The organism is Nocardioides thalensis (genome assembly GCF_013410655.1).
In the GTDB taxonomy this organism is placed as follows: Bacteria; Actinomycetota; Actinomycetes; order Propionibacteriales; family Nocardioidaceae; genus Nocardioides; species Nocardioides thalensis.
The window spans coordinates 3521079-3537942 of record NZ_JACCFP010000001.1 but is presented as its reverse complement, the minus strand read 5'-3'; the positions used below and the strand labels follow the sequence as shown (position 1 = coordinate 3537942).

Sequence of the window (16864 nt, the reverse complement as noted above, 5' to 3'; positions counted from 1 at the left end):
TGCTGGGCGGGTGACACGGCACCACGTGGCGATCGGCGCGCTCGGCGGGACCATCGCGATGACCTCGGCGGAGCCCTCCGGCGGCGCGGTGGTGCCGACCCTGACCGGGGAGTCCCTCGTCGACGCGGTGCCCGGCCTTGCGGACGCGGCGGAGGTGCGTGCCGAGACCCTCGCGATGCTGCCGAGCCCGTCGCTGGACGAGCCGACGATCATGCGCGCGCTCGCGTGGGCGCGGGCCGCGGTCGACGGCGGCGCGGCGGGCGTCGTGATCACCCAGGGCACCGACACCCTGGAGGAGTCCGCCTTCCTGCTCGACCTGTTCTGGGACCACCCCGAGCCGCTGGTCGTGACGGGAGCGATGCGCTCGCCACAGGCCGCCGGCGCCGACGGACCGGCCAACCTGCTGACTGCCGTGCGCTGCGCTGTGTCGCCGGCGTCGCGGGGCCGCGGCGTGCTCGTGGCGTTCGACGACGAGATCCACCACGCGCGCTGGGTCGCCAAGACCGACTCGATGTCGACCAGCGCGTTCCGGTCACCGGTGTTCGGCCCGATCGGTCGCTGCGTCGAGGCGGAGGTCGTGTACGGCGTCCCGGTCGGCCGCCTGGCGCCGCTTCGGCTGGGGAACGTTCGGGGGGCCGACGACCCGCGGGTGCCGCTGGTGGCGACGTACCTCGGCGACGACGGCTACCTCCTCGACCGGCTGCGCGCCGAGGACGTCGACGGCGTCGTGGTGGCGGGCTTCGGCGCGGGCCACGTGTCGCCACGCATGGCCGAGGCGGTCGGCCGGCTCGCGGCCGACGTACCGGTGGTCTTCGCGTCCCGCACCGGCTCCGGGCCGACCGGCCGCGCCATGTACGGCTATCCCGGCTCCGAGGTCGACCTGGTCGCCCGCGGTGCGATCGGCGCCGGTTGGCTGCCGCCGGTCAAGGCCCGCCTGCTGCTGTGGGCGCTGGCGCTGACGGGCGCGAACGACCACGACGCGGTGCGGGCGGCGGTCGCGGAGCGCGGCACCCCATAGGCCAGTTGGCTTCGTGATCGTCGGCACGACGCACCTGACGCTTTGGCGTTTTTCGCGGCTGTTTTTCGACCAGTACGTCAGGTACGTCGGGCCGACCGCGGCGGCCGCGGGCATGGATCGGCCCTGCCCGGCGTTGGGTCCTCGTGCACGTCTACGACGCGATCGTGATCGGGGCCGGCCAGGCCGGTCTCTCCGCGTCGTACCACCTCAAGCGGCTGGGGATCGACCACGTCGTCCTCGACGGCGACGACCGGCCGGGCGGCGCGTGGCAGCACCGCTGGGACTCGCTCACGATGGCCGACGTGCACGGCGTCGCCGACCTGCCCGACGCGCCGGCGCCCGGCGGCTCGCGCGACCGCGCCAACCGCGTCGTGCCGGACTGGTTCGCCCGCTACGAGCGCGACCACGACCTGCCGGTGCTGCGCCCGGTGCGGGTGGACCGCGTCGAGAGCGAGGGTGACCTCCTCGTCGTGCGCGCGGGTGACCGGAGCTGGGCCTCCCGCACCCTCGTCAATGCCACCGGCACCTGGACCCGGCCGTTCGTGCCGCACTACCCGGGCATCGAGACGTTCGGCGGCGAGCAGTGGCACACCGCCGACTACCCGGGCGCCGAGCACTTCCGGGGCAAGCGGGTGGTCGTGGTCGGCGGCGGCGCGAGCGCCGTGCAGTTCCTCGGTGAGCTGGCGCCCGTCACCGACACCCTGTGGGTGACCCGCCGCGAGCCCGTGTGGCGCGACGGCGGCGAGATCGACGGCCGTGCCGCGATCCGCCTGGTCGAGCAGCGCGTCAGCAAGGGACTGCCGCCGGCGAGCGTCGTCAGCGTCACCGGCCTCGCCCTCCGCCCGCAGGAGCGCCTCGCCGAGGCGCTCGGCGCCTACCGGCGGCACCCGATGTTCGAGCGGATCGAGCCCGGCGGCGTGCGCTGGGACGACGGCGCCTTCGAGCCGGTCGACGCGATCCTGTGGGCCACCGGCTTCCGGCCCGCGGTCGCCCACCTGGCGCCCCTGCACCTGCGCAGCGAGTACGGCGGGATCGCGCTCCTGCCCGGCGGTCGCGACGTGCAGACGGCCACCACCGCCGCGGCCGACCCGCGGGTGCAGCTCGTGGGCTACGGCCCGTCCGCCAGCACGATCGGCGCCAACCGCGCGGGGCGCGCGGCCGCTCTCGCCGTACGGCGACGTCTGCTAACGTCGGGCACCAATAAACCACGGGAGTCCGCGGCAGCGGGCTGAGAGGGAGCTGGGGCCGCTCCGACCGTCACACCTGATCCGGGTCATGCCGGCGAAGGAAGGCTGATCGTGAAGCGAATCTCTGTCCCTCGGGTCCACTGCATCCTGTCCGCGGCAGACGACCTGTCCCTGCTGCCCGCCCTCGTCGAGGCGGGCGTCGACGGCTTCCAGGTCCGCGCCAAGGACCTTGACGGCCGCGCGCTGACGGCGCTCACCGAGCGGGTGGTCCGCGACGTGCGGCCGGGCGGCGCGGTCGTCATCGTCAACGACCGGCTCGACGTCGCGCTCGCCGCGGGCGCGGACGGCGTCCACCTCGGCGCCACCGACCTCGACGTCGCCGCCGCGCGCCGCGTCGCGCCTGACCTGCTGATCGGCGCGACCTGCCGCTCGCGCGCCGACGTGGAGGCGGCCGCCGGCGGCGGCGCCGACTACGCCGGCTTCGGACCGGTCGGTGCCAGCACCAGCAAGGCCGGGCTCCCGGACCCGCTCGGCGTCGCCGCGGTGACGGCGGCGGCCGGCGTGCTGCCGCTGGTGGCGATCGGCGGCATCGAGCCTCGCACCGCGGCCGACGTCGTCGCCGCCGGTGCCCACGGCGTCGCCGTGATCGGCGCCGTCTGGCGACAACCCGATCCCGTGTCAGCAGCCAAGGAGCTCGTCGCGGCGATCGGCTGAGCCGGTGCGGATCACCGTCCTCGGAGCCGGGGTCGTCGGCCTCGCGGTGGCCGACGAGCTGCTGCAGCGCGGCCACGCGGTGCAGGTCGTCGACCCCGCGCCCGGCAGCGGCGCGTCGTACGCCGCCGCCGGCATGCTCAGCCCGTCGGCCGAGGCCTGGCACGGCGAGGACGACCTGCTGCGGCTGGGCCTCGCCTCGCTGGAGCTGTGGCCTGCGTTCGCGGCGCGGCTCGGCGTGCCGCTCGGGGCAGCCGGCACGCTGCTCGTCGGGTACGACGCCGGGGACCTCCAGCAGGTCGAGCGGCAGGTGGCGCTGCTCGCGCGGCACGGGCGAAGGGTGGACCTGCTCGACCGGCGCGCGATCTCGGCGCTCGAGCCGTCGGTCGGGCGCGTCGCCGGCGGGGCGCTGCTGGCCGACGACCTCAGCGTCGACCCACGGGCGGTCGTGCGGGCGCTGCTCGAGCGGGTGCCCGTAGGCCCCACCGCACCCGCGGGCGTCGACCTCACCGACCTAGCCGACGTCGCCGTCGTCGCGACGGGCAGCCGGCTCCCCGCGCCGTACACCTCGCTTGTGCGCGGTGTCCGCGGCGAGATCCTGCGGCTGCGGTCGACCGACCCGCCGACGCGCACCGTGCGGGGCTGGGTGCGCGGTGAGCCGGCGTACGTCGTGCCCCGGCCCGGTCCCGGCGCCGTCGAGGTCGTCGTCGGTGCGACGAGCGAGGAGCACGACGAGCCGCCGGTCGTGACGGGCGGCGGGGTGCTGCGGCTGCTCGCGGCCGCGCGCGAGCTCTGGCCCGCCCTGGACCGGGCCGAGCTGGTCGAGGTCACCGCGCGCGACCGGCCCGGCACCCCCGACAACCTGCCCCTGGTCGGTCCGGCCGGCGACGACGGCGTCGTGCTGGCCGCCGGGCTCTACCGCCACGGAGTGCTGCTCGCGCCGCTGGTCGCCCGCCTCGTCGCCGACCACCTCGAGTCCGGCCTCGTCGACCCCGCGGTCGACCCGGGTCGCTTCACCACCGCATCCCCACCCCTTCGAGGAGCGCCATGACCATCACCGTCAACGGCTCACCGCAGGACTTCGCCGGCACCGTCGCCGACCTGCTCGCAGCACGCTTGGACGACCCGCGACCGCACGGCATCGCCGTCGCGGTCAACGACGAGGTCGTGCCGCGCGGCGACTGGCCCCGCCACCCGCTGGCCGCGGGCGACACCGTCGAGATCGTGACGGCGGTGCAGGGCGGATGACGAATCTGACGGTCGCCGGTCGCGAGCTCTCGTCGCGGCTGCTGCTGGGCACGGGCGGGCTGCCGCACCTGTCGCTCCTGGAGCCGGTGCTCGCGGCGGCCGCACCCGGCCTGGTGACGGTGTCGGTACGGCGCACCTCCAGCCGCGGCGAGGGCGGCCTGCTCGACCTGCTGCGTGCCGCCCGCGTGCCGCTGCTGCCCAACACGGCCGGCTGCCTGACCGCCCGCGAGGCCGTGCTCACCGCCGAGCTCGCCCGCGAAGCGCTCGGGACCGACTGGGTGAAGCTCGAGGTGATCGGCGACGAGACGTCGCTGTTGCCGGACGCGGTCGGCCTGCTCGAGGCCGCGGAGCAGCTGGTGCGCCGGGGGTTCACGGTGCTGCCCTATGCGCCCGCCGACCCGGTCCTGGCCCGCCGGCTCGAGGACGCGGGCTGTGCCGCGGTGATGCCGCTCGGCTCTCCGATCGGCTCCGGTCTCGGCGTGCTCGACCCGCACGCGATCGAGTCGGTGGTCGCCGCGGTTGCGGTGCCGGTGGTGCTCGACGCCGGCATCGGCACCGCGAGCGACGTCGCGCTCGCGATGGAGCTCGGCTGCGACGCCGTGCTGGCCGCCACCGCGGTGACCCGGGCCGACGACCCCGTCACGATGGCGGGCGCGCTGCGCCTCGCGGTCGACGCCGGCCACGCCGCACGGCGGGCCGGCCGGATCCCGCGGCGCGCGCAGGCGCGCGCGTCCAGCCCGATGACCGGGAGGATCGCATGAGCGGCGGGCTGCCGCGGTTGCTGCTGCTCACCGACCGCTCGCAGCTGCGCCTGGGCCGGCCCCTGGTGCGCACGCTGGAGGAGTGCGCCGCAGCGGGTCTGACCCACGTCGTCGTGCGCGAGCTGGACCTGCCCGACACGCACCGGGCGCTCATCGCCGCCGAAGCCGCGGCGGTCGGCCTGACGGTGATCTCGGCGCACCGCCCGCTGCCCGGCGCCGCCGGCGTGCACCTCCCGGCCTCGGCCGCGCCGACCGGCGCAGGCGGAGGCGGCGGCGCGCTGGTCGGTCGCTCCTGCCACTCGGCGGACGACGTCACGCGGGCCGTCGGCGCCACCTACGCCACGCTGTCGCCGTACGCGCCGACGCGGAGCAAGCCCGGCCATGGGCCACCCTTGCCGCCGTCGACGTACGCCGGCCACGCGGTGCCGGTCTTCGCGCTCGGCGGGATCACCGCGGCCAACGCGGCGGACGCGCGGGCTGCAGGCGCACACGGCGTCGCGGTGATGGGCGAGGTGATGCGCTCGCCCGACCCGGCAGCCACCGTGGCCGCGCTGCTGGAGGCGGTCGCATGACGCCGCCGGTCGTGCTCACGGTCGCGGCCAGCGACTCCGGCGGCGGCGCCGGGATCGCGGCCGACCTGACCACCTTCGCCGCACTCGGCGTGCACGGTGCGTGCGTCGTCACGGCAGTCACGGCCCAGGACACGCTCGGCGTGCGGGCCGTCCACCGGGTGCCGCTGGACGTCGTCGAGGCCCAGCTCGACGCAGTGCTCGACGACCTCGACCCGCCGGTCGTGAAGACCGGCGTGCTCGGCAGCCCCGAGGTCGTCGCGCTCGTCGCCCGGAGGTGCGCGGACCGGACCCTCGTCGTCGACCCCGTGCTCGTCGCCACGACCGGCGCCGTCCTCGGCGACGAGGCGGTCGTCGCGGCCTACGCGGAGCACCTCCTCCCCGTCGCGGCCGTGGTCACCCCCAACGAGCGCGAGCACGCCGCGCTCGGCCGCCCCGACGGTCCCGGCGTCGTCGTCACCCGCGGCGGCGGCGTCGCCACGACCAACGACCACGGCACCGGCTGCACCTACAGCAGCGCGCTCGCCGCCCACCTCGCGCTCGGGGCCGACCTCCCCGCCGCGACCGCGGCTGCGGCGTCGTACGTCACCCGCCAGCTGCTCGTCGGCCGCGACTGGCAGCTCGGCCGCGGCCGCGGACCGGTCGCCCACGTCCACACCGCCCCCACCCCCGAAGGAGACATCGCATGACCGTCCACCCCGCCCACACCCGCATCGAGCAGGGACCGCTGCGCGTGCCCGTCACCCGGGTCGCGCTCACCAACGGCGAGACGTTCGACCGTTACTGCACCGAGGGACCCGGCTCCGAGCCCGAGCGCGGGCTGCCCGCCCGCCGCGCCGACTGGATCGCCGCGCGTGCCGACACCGAGACCTACGCCGGCCGGGAGACCCAGCTCGTGGACAACGGTCGGTCCGCGGTGCGCCGCGGCGCCGCGGCAGGGGAGTGGCGGGGCGGGCAGCGGCCGCCGCGCCGCGCGCTGGCCGGCCGCAACGTCACCCAGATGCACTACGCCCGCGCGGGTGTGGTCACCCCGGAGATGGAGTACGTCGCCGCGCGCGAGCAGTGCGACGTCGAGCTCGTGCGCAGCGAGCTCGCGGCCGGCCGGGCGATCCTCCCCGCCAACGTCAACCACCCGGAGTCCGAGCCGATGATCATCGGACGCCGCTTCCTGGTGAAGGTCAACGCCAACATCGGCAACAGTGCGGTCACCTCCTCCATCGCCGAGGAGGTGGACAAGCTCACCCACGCCGTGACCTGGGGTGCCGACACGGTCATGGACCTGAGCACCGGCGACGACATCCACACCACGCGCGAGTGGATCATCCGCAACAGCCCGGTGCCGATCGGCACGGTGCCGATCTACCAGGCGCTGGAGAAGGTCGCCGGCGAGGCCGACCGGCTGACCTGGGAGGTCTTCCGCGACACCGTCATCGAGCAGTGCGAGCAGGGCGTCGACTACATGACGATCCACGCCGGGGTGCTGCTCCGCTACGTCCCGCTCACGGCCGACCGGGTCACCGGGATCGTCTCCCGCGGCGGCTCGATCATGGCCGGCTGGTGCCTGGCCCACCACGAGGAGAACTTCCTCTACACCCACTTCGACGAGCTCTGCGAGATCTTCGCGCAGTACGACGTGAGCTTCTCCCTCGGCGACGGGCTGCGGCCGGGATCGACCGCCGACGCCAACGACGAGGCACAGCTCGCCGAGCTGCGCACCCTGGCGGAGCTGACCGAGCGGGCCTGGGCGCACGACGTGCAGGTGATGGTCGAGGGCCCCGGGCACGTGCCGCTGCACCTGGTCGAGGAGAACGTCCGGCTCCAGCAGGACTGGTGCCACGGCGCGCCGTTCTACACGCTCGGCCCGCTCGCCACCGACATCGCGCCCGGCTACGACCACATCACCTCGGCGATCGGCGCCGCGACCATCGCGATGCACGGCACGGCGATGCTCTGTTACGTCACCCCGAAGGAGCACCTCGGGCTCCCCGACCGCGACGACGTGAAGACCGGCGTGATCACCTACAAGCTCGCCGCCCACGCGGCCGACGTCGCCAAGGGACATCCCGGCGCGCGGGACTGGGACGACGCGCTCTCCCGCGCGCGGTTCGAGTTCCGCTGGCGCGACCAGTTCGCGCTCTCGCTCGACCCGGTGACCGCCGAGTCGTTCCACGACGAGACCCTTCCGGCCGACAACGCCAAGACCGCGCACTTCTGCTCGATGTGCGGCCCGAAGTTCTGCTCGATGCGGATCAGCCAGGACGTGCGGCGGCGGTTCGGCGCCGACCTGACGCCCGAGGACGCCGCGCTCGGCATGAAGCAGAAGTCCGCCGAGTTCGTCGAGCTCGGGTCGTCGGTGTACGTCGAGCCGCAGCGGCCGTGACGCCCGCGGCTCACGCCACGGCGTCGTCGGCGCTCTCGCGAGCGCGGGAGGCGCGCACGTCGCGCAGCGCGCCGCCCCACGACTCGACCTGGTCGAAGAGGGTGCCGAGGTAGTCGGCGAGCTGCGGGCGCGGCGCGAACCGCTCGAAGTCCTCGAAGTCGTCGTAGAGCGAGATCGCGACGTGCTGCCGCACGACCGCGACCTGCAGCTCGCCGAACACCTGACGCAGGTGCTCGACGGCGCGGGTGCCGCTCTCCGCGCCGTACGCGACGACGCCGGCGACCTTGTCGTTCCACTCCGCGTAGAGGAAGTCGATGGCGTTCTTGAGGACGGCGGGCACCGAGTGGTTGTACTCCGGCGTCACCACGACGAACGCGTCGTACTGCGCGATCGTCTCGGCCCAGGCGCGGGTGTGCGGCCGTGCGTAGGCTCCGACGATCGGTGGCAGCTCCTCGTCGAGGAAGGGCAGCGGGTGGTCGAGCAGGTCGACGACCTCGTACGTCGCCGCGCTCCTCTGCTCGGCGGCGGCGTGCACCCACCGCGCGATGTCGGCTCCGCGCCGTCCGGGGCGGGTGCTGCCCAGCAGGACGGCGATCTTCAGGGGGCGGTTCTCGTTCTGGGTCATGGCACCGAGCCTGCGGGTCCGGGCGTCCGGTGGGGAGGCCGGGCTGAGGGTGGTCCTCACGGGGCCACCCACGGGATGGCCGGCTCGGGGACAATGGCCGGGTGATCGAGGGAGAGCTGGGCACGTTCCTGCGCACGCGGCGCGAGTCGGTGCGGCCCGAGGACGTCGGCCTGCCCCGCGGCGAGCGGCGGCGTACCCCGGGGCTGCGACGCGCGGAGGTCGCGACGCTCGCCGGGATCAGCGTCGAGTACCTCACCCGTCTCGAGCAGGGCCGCGACAGCCGGCCGTCGACGCAGGTCGTCGCCGCGATCGCCGACGCGCTGCGGCTCGACGCCGCCGACCGGATGCACCTGCACCACCTGGTGGCGCTGAGCCAGGGCACCGAGCTCGTCTGCGCGGCCGGGTGCCCCGACGACGCGGCGCTGCCGCAGGAGATGGCCGCCCTGCTGGAGCGGCTCGGCACGACACCCGCCGCCGTCATCGGACCGCGCACGGAGCTGGTCGGCTGGACCGACTCGTTCGAGCTGCTGGTCGGGCCGCTGGGCATGCTGGAGGGGGAACAGCCGGAGCTCGTCCGCTACGCGTTCCTCGAGGCCTCGGCGCGGCAGGCCGTCCCCGACTGGGACACGTTCGCCGACGCGCAGGTGGCCTGGCTGCACCTGCAGCGGGGTGGTGTGGAGCCCGAGGTCGTTGCCGAGCTCGCTGCGGCCGCGGGCCAGGATTTCGCCGCCCGCTGGGCTGGTCGCCCGACCGGGCCGCTCGACACCGGGCTGCGCGCGGTGGTCCACCCCGAGGTCGGCCTCGTCCGGCTGCAGCCGCAGGTGCTGCTCGCCACCGGCGGGCTCGCGCTCGCCGTGCACCTGCCGGCCGACGCCGCTGCCGACACGGCGCTCGACCGGCTCGTCGGGCGACGCCCCCGCGGGCTGCGGTCGGCGCAGCCGCCCGCCCCGGCGGCCCACGGGAGCACTGCGTAAGGCACGCGGACGCCGGGGTGGCGGAGTCCTAGACCGCTGCCTCCTGCTCGGACACCGTCGTCTCGCCGATCCGGCCGGCGTGCTCGCGGTCGACGGTGAGGTTCTCGCCGGTGGCCGGATCGAACAGGTGCAGCTTGGAGGCGTCCATCCAGATCTCGGCGTTGGAGCCCTCGGTGATCCGGCTGGCGCCGTCGAGCGACACGACGAGCTGCGTGCGCAGCGCCTCGCCGTCGAGCTCCTGCTCCAGCTGCCGCAGCTGCTGCTCGACCTCTGGCGGGGCCTCGAACGGGATGTAGGCGTAGGTCTCGTTGCCCAGCCACTCGACGACCTCGACCGGGGCGGTGAACGTCGACGCCCGGGTCGCCTCGCCCTTGCCCTCGGCGAGCGAGGCGTCCTCGAAGTGCTCGGGCCGGATGCCGGCGATGAGCAGCCCCTTGCCCTCGGCGCGGGCGGCCTTGTCGGCGGGCAGCTCGACCTCGCCGAACGGCAGCTTGACCTTCGTGCCGCTCACCTCGGCGGGCAGGAAGTTCATCGGCGGCGAGCCGATGAACCCCGCGACGAAGAGGTTGCCGGGGTTCTCGTAGAGCTCGCGCGGGGTGGCCAGCTGCTGGAGGATGCCCTTCTTCAGCACCGCGACCCGGTCGCCCAGCGTCATCGCCTCGGTCTGGTCGTGGGTGACGTAGACGGTGGTGATGCCGAGCTTCTTCTGCAGGCGGGCGATCTCGGTGCGCATCTGGCCGCGGAGCTTGGCGTCGAGGTTCGACAGCGGCTCGTCGAAGAGGAACGCGTCGGCCTCGCGCACGATCGCGCGCCCCATCGCGACCCGCTGGCGCTGGCCGCCGGAGAGGTTGCCCGGCTTGCGGTCGAGGTGCTCGTCGAGCTCGAGCGTCGACGAGGCCTCGCGCACCCGGCGGTCGACCTCGGCGTTGTCCATCTTCGCCAACCGCAGCGGGAACGCGATGTTCTCGTAGACCGTGAGGTGCGGGTAGAGGGCGTAGTTCTGGAACACCATCGCCAGGTTGCGGTCGCGGGGCGCCAGGTCGTTGACGCGCCGGTCGCCGATCAGCATGTCGCCCGTCGTGATGTCCTCGAGGCCGACGATCATCCGCAGCAGCGTCGACTTCCCGCACCCCGACGGGCCGACGAGGATCATGAACTCGCCGTCCGCGATGTCGATCGACACGTCGTTGACGGCAGGGAAGCCGTCGCCGTACCGCTTGACGATGTTGTTGAGCGTGATGCCTGCCATGGCTTCCTACCCCTAACCCTTCACCGCACCGGACGTGAGGCCGGCGACGATCTTGCGCTGGAAAATCAGGACCACGACGATGATGGGGATCGTCGCGATGACGGCGGCCGCGGCGAGCAGCGACGCCGGGCGGTTGAACGGGTCGGCGCCCACGAAGAACGCCAGCGACGCCGGGATCGGTCGCGCCGCCTCGGTCGACGTGAGCGAGATGCCGAACACGAAGTCGTTCCACGCGAAGAAGAACGTGAGGATCGCGGCGGTGAAGACGCCCGGCGCCGCGAGCGGCACGATCACCTTGCGGAACGCCTGCCACGACGTCGCGCCGTCGACCTGCGCCGCCTGCTCCATCTCCCACGGGATCTCGCGGAAGAACGCCGAGAGCGTCCAGATCGCCAGCGGCAGCGTGAACGACATGTAGGGGATGATCAGGCCCGGCCAGGTGTCGTAGATGCCGAACGCGCGCCACATGTCGAACAGCGGGCCGATCAGGGAGACGACCGGGAACATCGCGATGGCGAGCGCCATCGAGAGCACCAGCCGCTTGCCGCGGAACTCCAGGCGGGCGATGGCGTACGCCGCCAGCGTGGCAACGATGACCGACAGCACCGTGGCGATCAGGCTGATGCCGATGGAGTTGCGGATCGCCTTGAGGAACTGGTCGTTGTCGAGGACCGCCCGGTAGTTCTCCCAGCCGGCGAACGTGCCGTCGCTGGGGAGGAACCCCGGGTTGCCGACGGTGATCGAGGCCTCGTCCTTGAAGGACATCGAGATGATCCACGCGACCGGCAGCAGGCACCAGATGAGGATCAGCACGACGCCGACGATGATTCCGATCTTCTGCTTCACGACGTCACCCCTCCTGCCGGGCCTGGGCCAGGTCGACCCGGAAGAGCTTGATGATCAGGAACGCGATCAGCAGGACCGACAGGAAGAGCAGCACCGACAGTGCCGATCCCATCCCGAGCTGGAACTGCTCGATCGTCTGTCTGTAGGTCAGGAAGCTGATCGACTGGGTGTCCTCGGCCCCGTTGGTCATCACGAAGATGTTGTCGAAGATCCGGTAGGCGTCGAGCGCACGGAAGAGGATCGCGACCATGATCGCCGCCCGCATGTTCGGGATGACGACCTTCCACATCCGCTGCCACCAGGTGGCACCGTCGACCTTCGCCGCCTCGATCATGTCCTCGCTGACCTGGGCCAGGCCCGCGAGGAGCAGCAGCGACATGAACGGCGTGGTCTTCCAGATCTCCGAGATGCAGATCGCGATCACCGCCGGCGTCGTCTCGCCGAACCAGTTGAAGTCGTCGCCGATGAACGGCAGCCAGCCGTTGACGAAGCCGTTCTGGTAGGAGAAGGCGAACTGCCAGGTGAAGCCGGAGACGACGGTGATGATGCCGTAGGGGATCAGGATCGAGGTGCGGACGATGCCGCGCCCGAAGATCACCCGGTGCATGACGAGCGCGAACGCGAAGCCGATCACGAGCTCGATCGCCACCGTCACCACCATGTAGAGGACCGTGATGCCGGTGGCCTTCCAGAAGAGCGGGTCGCTCAGCGCGGTGATGTAGTTGCTGGCGCCGACGATCTCGCGCTCGTCGGGCGCGGTCAGGGAGTAGTCGTAGATCGACAGCCAGATGGCGCGGATCATCGGGAACGCCGTCACGATCAGCATCAGGATGATCGCCGGCGCGACCAGCTTCTGGCCCAGTCGGTTCTCCGCCTTGAGCCGGTCGCTCTCGGTGTTGCGACCGCTGGTCTTCTGAGCCGGCGCGGGTGCCGCCGGTACCGCTGTCGACGTCACAGCAGGTCCTCCCCTCGCAGGACGTTGCCGACGTAGTCCGCCGACTCCTCGGGTGTGCTGTCCGGGTCCACCGAAGCGGGGGAGTGCCACGTCTGCTGGATCGCGCTCGAGATCATCGCGTAGAACGCGCTCTTCGGCCGCGGCCCGCCCTCGTCGACGCTCGTGCGGTAGAGCTCGATCAGGTCCTCGGGATAGTCACCGCTGTTGGCGACCTCGTCGTAGGCCGCGTTGGTCGACGGCATCAGCCCGTTGACGAGGGCGAGGTCGACCTGCGCCTGCGTGGAGGTGATGCACTCCGCCGCCTCCATCGCGAACTCCGGGTGCTCGGAGTAGGCGCCGACCCCGATGTCGATGCCACCGATCGGCGGCTTGGAGGGCTCGCCCTCGACGGTGGCGGGGTAGCGCGCCCAGCCCAGGTCCTCGAACGCCTGCTTGTCAGCGGGGCCGCCGGCGGCGCCGATCAGGCCCTCGTAGTTCTTGTAGACGAACGTCCAGTTGACCATGAACTCGCCGGGCCCGGCGAACATGGGCCCGAGCACGGTGCCCTCGTTGGAGACCGACAGGTCGGGCTGCGCGGCGTCGGACTCGGCGAGCTTCTGCACGACCTCGGCCGCCGCGCGTCCGGCGTCGCTGTTGAGGTCGATCGAGGCGTCGCGCCCGGCCTCGGTGTCGGAGACGATCGCTCCGCCCGCCCCCTGGATCAGTGCGTTGATCCAGACGACGTAGCCCTCGTAGAGGTTGGCCTGGACGCCGACGGTGCCGCCGTTCTCGGCGGCCGCGTCGATGATCTGGTCCCAGGTCACCTGCTGCATGTCCTCCTCGCTGAGGCCGGCCTTCTCCGCGAGGGACTTGCGGTACCAGAGCACCTGGGTGTTGGCCCAGAGCGGGATCGCGAACACCTTGTCGTCCCAGACGACCGTCTCCGCCGCGCCCGCGAGGTAGTCGCCCTCGCCCTCGACGCTGGAGGTGATCTCGCTCGCCTTCTCCTCCGGCACCTCTGCGAGCCAGCCGGCGTTCGCGAACTCGGCCACGAACACCGGGTCGAGGTTCATCAGGTCCGTCGAGGAGTCCTCCGCCGCGAGCCGGCGCGCGAGCTGGATGCGCTGGTCGGTCGCGCTCGACGGGAGCTGCTGCACCGCGATGTCGTAGTCGGCCGTGCTGCAGCTGTCGGCGTACTTCATGAACGTGTCGACGCCGTCGGGGTTCACGTACCAGTTGAGAACCGGTTTGTCTGAGCCCCCGCACGCGCTGAGCAACGCCGCGCTGAGTGTGCCTGCCGCAGCAGCTGCTGCGTACCTTCTTCCCTTGCCCGAGCGGCGTTCCGGTGTGGATCGCCTTCCTCCCGAGGGGTTCGCCATTGAAGCCTCCCGAAATGTGACGGTAGCCACATTCCTCGGAAGTCGCGTTTTTGTCTAGACCGTCGGGGGGTGGCTCAGCGTCTCGGAGTTACCCGCAGCGGCGGTGATAACACCGTTCGAATCACATCCAGGTGATCGCGCGGGGCGGCCGTCGGCTCACGAGGCGCGGTCCGCCGTACGGCGGATGGCCGTCGCGAACGTGTCGAAGAGGGCGGCCGGGAGGTCGTGGCCCATGCCGTCGATGAGCAGCAGCTCGGCGCCCGGGATCGCGGCGGCCGTGGCGCGCCCGCCGGAGACGTGGACCATCCGGTCGGCGAGGCCGTGCACCACGAGGGTCGGGATGCGCAGGTCGTGGAGGGCGGCGCTGCGGTCGGGCTGGGTCAGCACCGCCATCATCTGCCGCATCACGCCCTGCACGCTGACGCCGCGGTCGTAGGTGTCGCCGGCGCGGCTGCGCAGCTCCTCCTCGGTCGGCTGGAAGGCGGGGGAGCCGATCAGCCGCCACACCTTCAGCGCGCCGGCGATGTAGGAGTCGCGGTCGGGGCCGCGGCGGACCAGCAGCGTGGGGAGCAGCGACGGGTGCTGCCAGCCGACGCTGCGCCGGCCGGTGGTCGACATGACGCTGGTCAGGCTCCGCACCCGCTCCGGGGCGTCGATCGCGATCGTCTGCGCGATCATGCCGCCCATCGACACGCCGGCGAGGTGCGCCGACTCGATGCCCAGGTGGTCGAGCAGCGCCAGGCCGTCGGCGGCCAGGTCGGCCATCGAGTACGGCGGCCGGGTGCGGGCGCCGACGAACGCGCGCACCAGGCTGTGGCTGGCGACGCGGCCCTCGCAGCGGGTCGACCGCCCGGTGTCGCGGTTGTCGTAGCGGATGACGTAGAAGCCGCGGCTGGCGAGCTCCTCGCAGAGGGCGGCGTCCCACCAGGTCATCGGCCCGCCGAGACCCATCACCAGCAGCAGCGGCTCGTGCTCGGGCTGCCCGAACGTCTGGTAGCAGACCTCCACGCCGGTCGGGAGCGGGGCCAGCAGCTCTGCGGAGACGGCCACCGGTGCATGCGTCGACATTCCTCCAGTGTGACGGGTCAACCGACATGCCGAGCGGCCGATTCGTCAGACGTACATGTTTCAACTAAGTAGCATGGGAGACGTGGGTCACATGATGGCGCCCTTCCTGATGCCGGACGGCTACCGCCGCCCGCCGCTCGTCGCGCTGCTGCGCGAGAGCAGCCTGGCCGCGGAGGCGGGCCGGCTCGCCGTCCGCCGTGGCTCCGACCGTCGAGCGCGGCGCCGTACCCCCTACGCCGCCCGGCCCGCGGTCCGCGCCGCCGAGCCGGTGCTGCTGGTGCCGGGCTTCCTCGCCGGCGACTGGACGCTGCACGAGATGTCGGCGGCCCTGCGGGCCAAGGGCTACCGGACCTATCGATCGTCCATCCACGCCAACATCGGCTGCGCGCTCGACGCCGCCGCGCTCGTGGAGTCGCGGCTCGAGCGGATCGCCGACCGGCGCGGCTCCCGCGTGCAGATCGTCGGCCACAGCCTCGGCGGAATGATCGCGCGCGGCGTCGCCGTACGCCGTCCCGACCTTGTGTCGGGGATCGTCACGATGGGCAGCCCGATGCGGGCTCCCGCGGCCCACCACGCACTGCTCTCGGGCGGGGTCGACGTGCTCCGACGGCTCAGCCGGGTCGGCATTCCCGGCCTGATGTCCGACGACTGCGTCGGCGGGTCGTGCGCCGAGCTGAGCTTCGGCGAGACCCAGGAGCCGCTCGCCGACGGCGTCGCGATGACCAACATCTTCTCGCGCCGCGACGGCATCGTCGACTGGCGCGCCTGCATCGACCCCGACGGCACGGCCGTCGAGGTGCGGGCCTCCCACATCGGCATGGCCGTCGACCCGCGGGTCATCGACCAGGTGCTCGCCGCCCTGCACAGGCAGAGCGCCGCGGGTCTCTCAGTCGAAGTCGATCGAGGAGAAACTGCGTAGCTTCTGGAGCTGGTGCTCGGAGGTGATGGTGCGGATCGTGCCGCTGCGCGAGCGCATGACCAGCGACTCGGTGATCGCGCCGCCGCCGCGGTAGCGGACGCCCTTCAGCAGCTCGCCGTCGGTGATGCCGGTCGCGACGAAGAAGCAGTCGTCGCCGGTGACCAGGGTGTCGGTCGTCAGCACGTGGTCGGGGTCGAGGTTGTGGCCGGCGTCGAGGGCCTTCTGGCGCTCGTCGTCGTCGGTCGGCCAGAGGCGGCCCTGGATGATGCCGCCGATCGCCTTCATCGCGCAGGCGGCAATGATGCCCTCCGGCGTACCGCCGATGCCGAGCATCAGGTCGACGCCGGTGCCCGCGCGGGCGGCCATGATCGCGCCCGCGACGTCGCCGTCGGAGATGAACTTGATGCGCGCGCCGGTCTCGCGGATCTCGTCGACGAGCTTCTCGTGACGGGGCCGGTCGAGCAGGACCACGGTCACGTCGGCCGGGTTGGAGCCCTTGGCCTTGGCGACCTGGTGGATGTTCTCGGCGACGGGGTAGCGGATGTCGACGACGTCGGCGGCCTCGGGGCCGGTCGCGAGCTTCTCCATGTAGAAGACCGCGGACGGGTCGTACATCGAGCCGCGCGGGCTCACCGCGAGCACCGACACTGCGTTGGGCATGCCCTTGGCGGTCAGCGTGGTGCCGTCAATCGGGTCGACCGCGACGTCGCACTCCGGGCCGGTGCCGTCGCCGACCTGCTCGCCGTTGTAGAGCATCGGGGCGTTGTCCTTCTCGCCCTCGCCGATCACGACGGTGCCGCTCATGCCGATCGTCGAGATCATGACCCGCATCGCCTGCACGGCCACGCCGTCGGCGCCGTTCTTGTCACCCCGGCCGACCCAGCGTCCGGCGGCCATGGCGGCGGCCTCGGTGACGCGCACCAGCTCGAGCGCGAGGTTCCGGTCGGGAGCGGGCGGGTGGACGGCGAGAGCATCCGCGTTCATGGGCGAACCTTA

The 16864-nt window shown here is 72.7% G+C and carries 18 protein-coding genes and 1 riboswitch; of the genes, 11 read left to right on the top strand and 7 right to left on the bottom strand.

Annotation, left to right across the window (positions count from 1 at the left end; translation table 11 throughout):
• Nucleotides 1-10: 10 nt before the first annotated feature.
• The 9 genes from HNR19_RS17200 (at nt 11) to thiC (ending at nt 7874) form a co-directional block, all read left to right on the top strand.
• Nucleotides 11-1018 carry an asparaginase gene (locus tag HNR19_RS17200; RefSeq protein WP_218910298.1) on the top strand — a complete coding sequence of 336 codons (1008 nt, stop codon included), beginning with the start codon at nt 11-13 and terminating at the stop codon, nt 1016-1018.
• A gap of 143 nt (nt 1019-1161) precedes the next feature.
• The gene (locus HNR19_RS17195) at nt 1162-2250 is read left to right on the top strand and encodes an NAD(P)-binding domain-containing protein (RefSeq protein WP_179669050.1); all 1089 of its coding nucleotides are present in this window, start codon (nt 1162-1164) and stop codon (nt 2248-2250) included.
• Nucleotides 2216-2325, top strand: a riboswitch (TPP riboswitch). (Overlaps the previous gene by 35 nt.)
• The gene (locus HNR19_RS17190; protein ID WP_218910297.1) at nt 2317-2919 is read left to right on the top strand and encodes a thiamine phosphate synthase; all 603 of its coding nucleotides are present in this window, start codon (nt 2317-2319) and stop codon (nt 2917-2919) included. It overlaps the preceding riboswitch by 9 nt.
• Nucleotides 2920-2923: 4 nt before the next feature.
• Nucleotides 2924-3967, top strand: a complete 1044-nt coding sequence (locus HNR19_RS17185) for an FAD-dependent oxidoreductase (protein WP_218910296.1) — start codon at nt 2924-2926, stop codon at nt 3965-3967.
• On the top strand, nt 3964-4164 hold the full coding sequence (gene thiS, locus HNR19_RS17180; protein WP_179669049.1) for a sulfur carrier protein ThiS: 201 nt from the start codon (nt 3964-3966) through the stop codon (nt 4162-4164). The genes HNR19_RS17185 and thiS overlap by 4 nt, the downstream gene beginning before the upstream one ends.
• Nucleotides 4161-4925 (top strand): thiazole synthase, encoded by a 765-nt coding sequence (locus HNR19_RS17175; RefSeq protein WP_179669048.1) that lies wholly within the window; start codon nt 4161-4163, stop codon nt 4923-4925. The genes thiS and HNR19_RS17175 overlap by 4 nt, the downstream gene beginning before the upstream one ends.
• A complete protein-coding gene (locus HNR19_RS17170; protein ID WP_179669047.1) occupies nt 4922-5497 on the top strand; it encodes a thiamine phosphate synthase in 576 nt (191 codons plus the stop codon). Before HNR19_RS17175 ends, HNR19_RS17170 begins: the two co-directional genes overlap by 4 nt.
• A complete protein-coding gene (locus tag HNR19_RS17165; protein WP_179669046.1) occupies nt 5494-6183 on the top strand; it encodes a bifunctional hydroxymethylpyrimidine kinase/phosphomethylpyrimidine kinase in 690 nt (229 codons plus the stop codon). Before HNR19_RS17170 ends, HNR19_RS17165 begins: the two co-directional genes overlap by 4 nt.
• The gene (gene thiC, locus HNR19_RS17160) at nt 6180-7874 is read left to right on the top strand and encodes a phosphomethylpyrimidine synthase ThiC (protein ID WP_179669045.1); all 1695 of its coding nucleotides are present in this window, start codon (nt 6180-6182) and stop codon (nt 7872-7874) included. The genes HNR19_RS17165 and thiC overlap by 4 nt, the downstream gene beginning before the upstream one ends.
• Before the next feature lie 10 nt (nt 7875-7884).
• Here the strand turns inward: thiC and HNR19_RS17155 are convergent, their stop codons facing one another.
• The gene (locus HNR19_RS17155) at nt 7885-8499 is read right to left on the bottom strand and encodes an NADPH-dependent FMN reductase (protein WP_179669044.1); all 615 of its coding nucleotides are present in this window, start codon (nt 8497-8499) and stop codon (nt 7885-7887) included.
• Nucleotides 8500-8600: 101 nt separating this feature from the next.
• Here HNR19_RS17155 and HNR19_RS17150 point away from each other — a divergent pair, with 101 nt between their 5' ends.
• The gene (locus tag HNR19_RS17150; RefSeq protein WP_179669043.1) at nt 8601-9473 is read left to right on the top strand and encodes an MmyB family transcriptional regulator; all 873 of its coding nucleotides are present in this window, start codon (nt 8601-8603) and stop codon (nt 9471-9473) included.
• Between the two features lie 28 nt (nt 9474-9501).
• Here HNR19_RS17150 and HNR19_RS17145 read toward each other — a convergent pair whose 3' ends face one another.
• The 5 genes from HNR19_RS17145 to HNR19_RS17125 all read right to left on the bottom strand — a co-directional run bounded on the left by HNR19_RS17145 (nt 9502) and on the right by HNR19_RS17125 (nt 14949).
• Nucleotides 9502-10722, bottom strand: a complete 1221-nt coding sequence (locus HNR19_RS17145; protein WP_179669042.1) for an ABC transporter ATP-binding protein — start codon at nt 10720-10722, stop codon at nt 9502-9504.
• 12 nt (nt 10723-10734) lie between these two features.
• Entirely contained in the window at nt 10735-11568 is an 834-nt protein-coding gene (locus HNR19_RS17140; protein ID WP_343047251.1) for a carbohydrate ABC transporter permease, read from the bottom strand.
• Nucleotides 11569-11572: 4 nt separating this feature from the next.
• Entirely contained in the window at nt 11573-12523 is a 951-nt protein-coding gene (locus HNR19_RS17135) for a carbohydrate ABC transporter permease (protein ID WP_343047250.1), read from the bottom strand.
• Complete coding sequence (locus HNR19_RS17130; RefSeq protein ID WP_179669041.1) at nt 12520-13731, bottom strand: extracellular solute-binding protein; 1212 nt, start codon at nt 13729-13731, stop codon at nt 12520-12522. Before HNR19_RS17130 ends, HNR19_RS17135 begins: the two co-directional genes overlap by 4 nt.
• Nucleotides 13732-14037: 306 nt before the next feature.
• A complete protein-coding gene (locus HNR19_RS17125; protein WP_179669040.1) occupies nt 14038-14949 on the bottom strand; it encodes an alpha/beta fold hydrolase in 912 nt (303 codons plus the stop codon).
• Nucleotides 14950-15040: 91 nt separating this feature from the next.
• On the opposite strand from HNR19_RS17125, the gene HNR19_RS17120 reads away from it, so the two are divergent.
• Nucleotides 15041-15868, top strand: coding sequence for an esterase/lipase family protein (locus HNR19_RS17120; protein ID WP_246304932.1), 828 nt, complete (start codon nt 15041-15043; stop codon nt 15866-15868).
• Here HNR19_RS17120 and glpX read toward each other — a convergent pair.
• Nucleotides 15836-16852, bottom strand: coding sequence for a class II fructose-bisphosphatase (gene glpX, locus HNR19_RS17115; RefSeq protein ID WP_179669038.1), 1017 nt, complete (start codon nt 16850-16852; stop codon nt 15836-15838). The genes HNR19_RS17120 and glpX overlap by 33 nt on opposite strands.
• Nucleotides 16853-16864 lie beyond the last annotated feature (12 nt).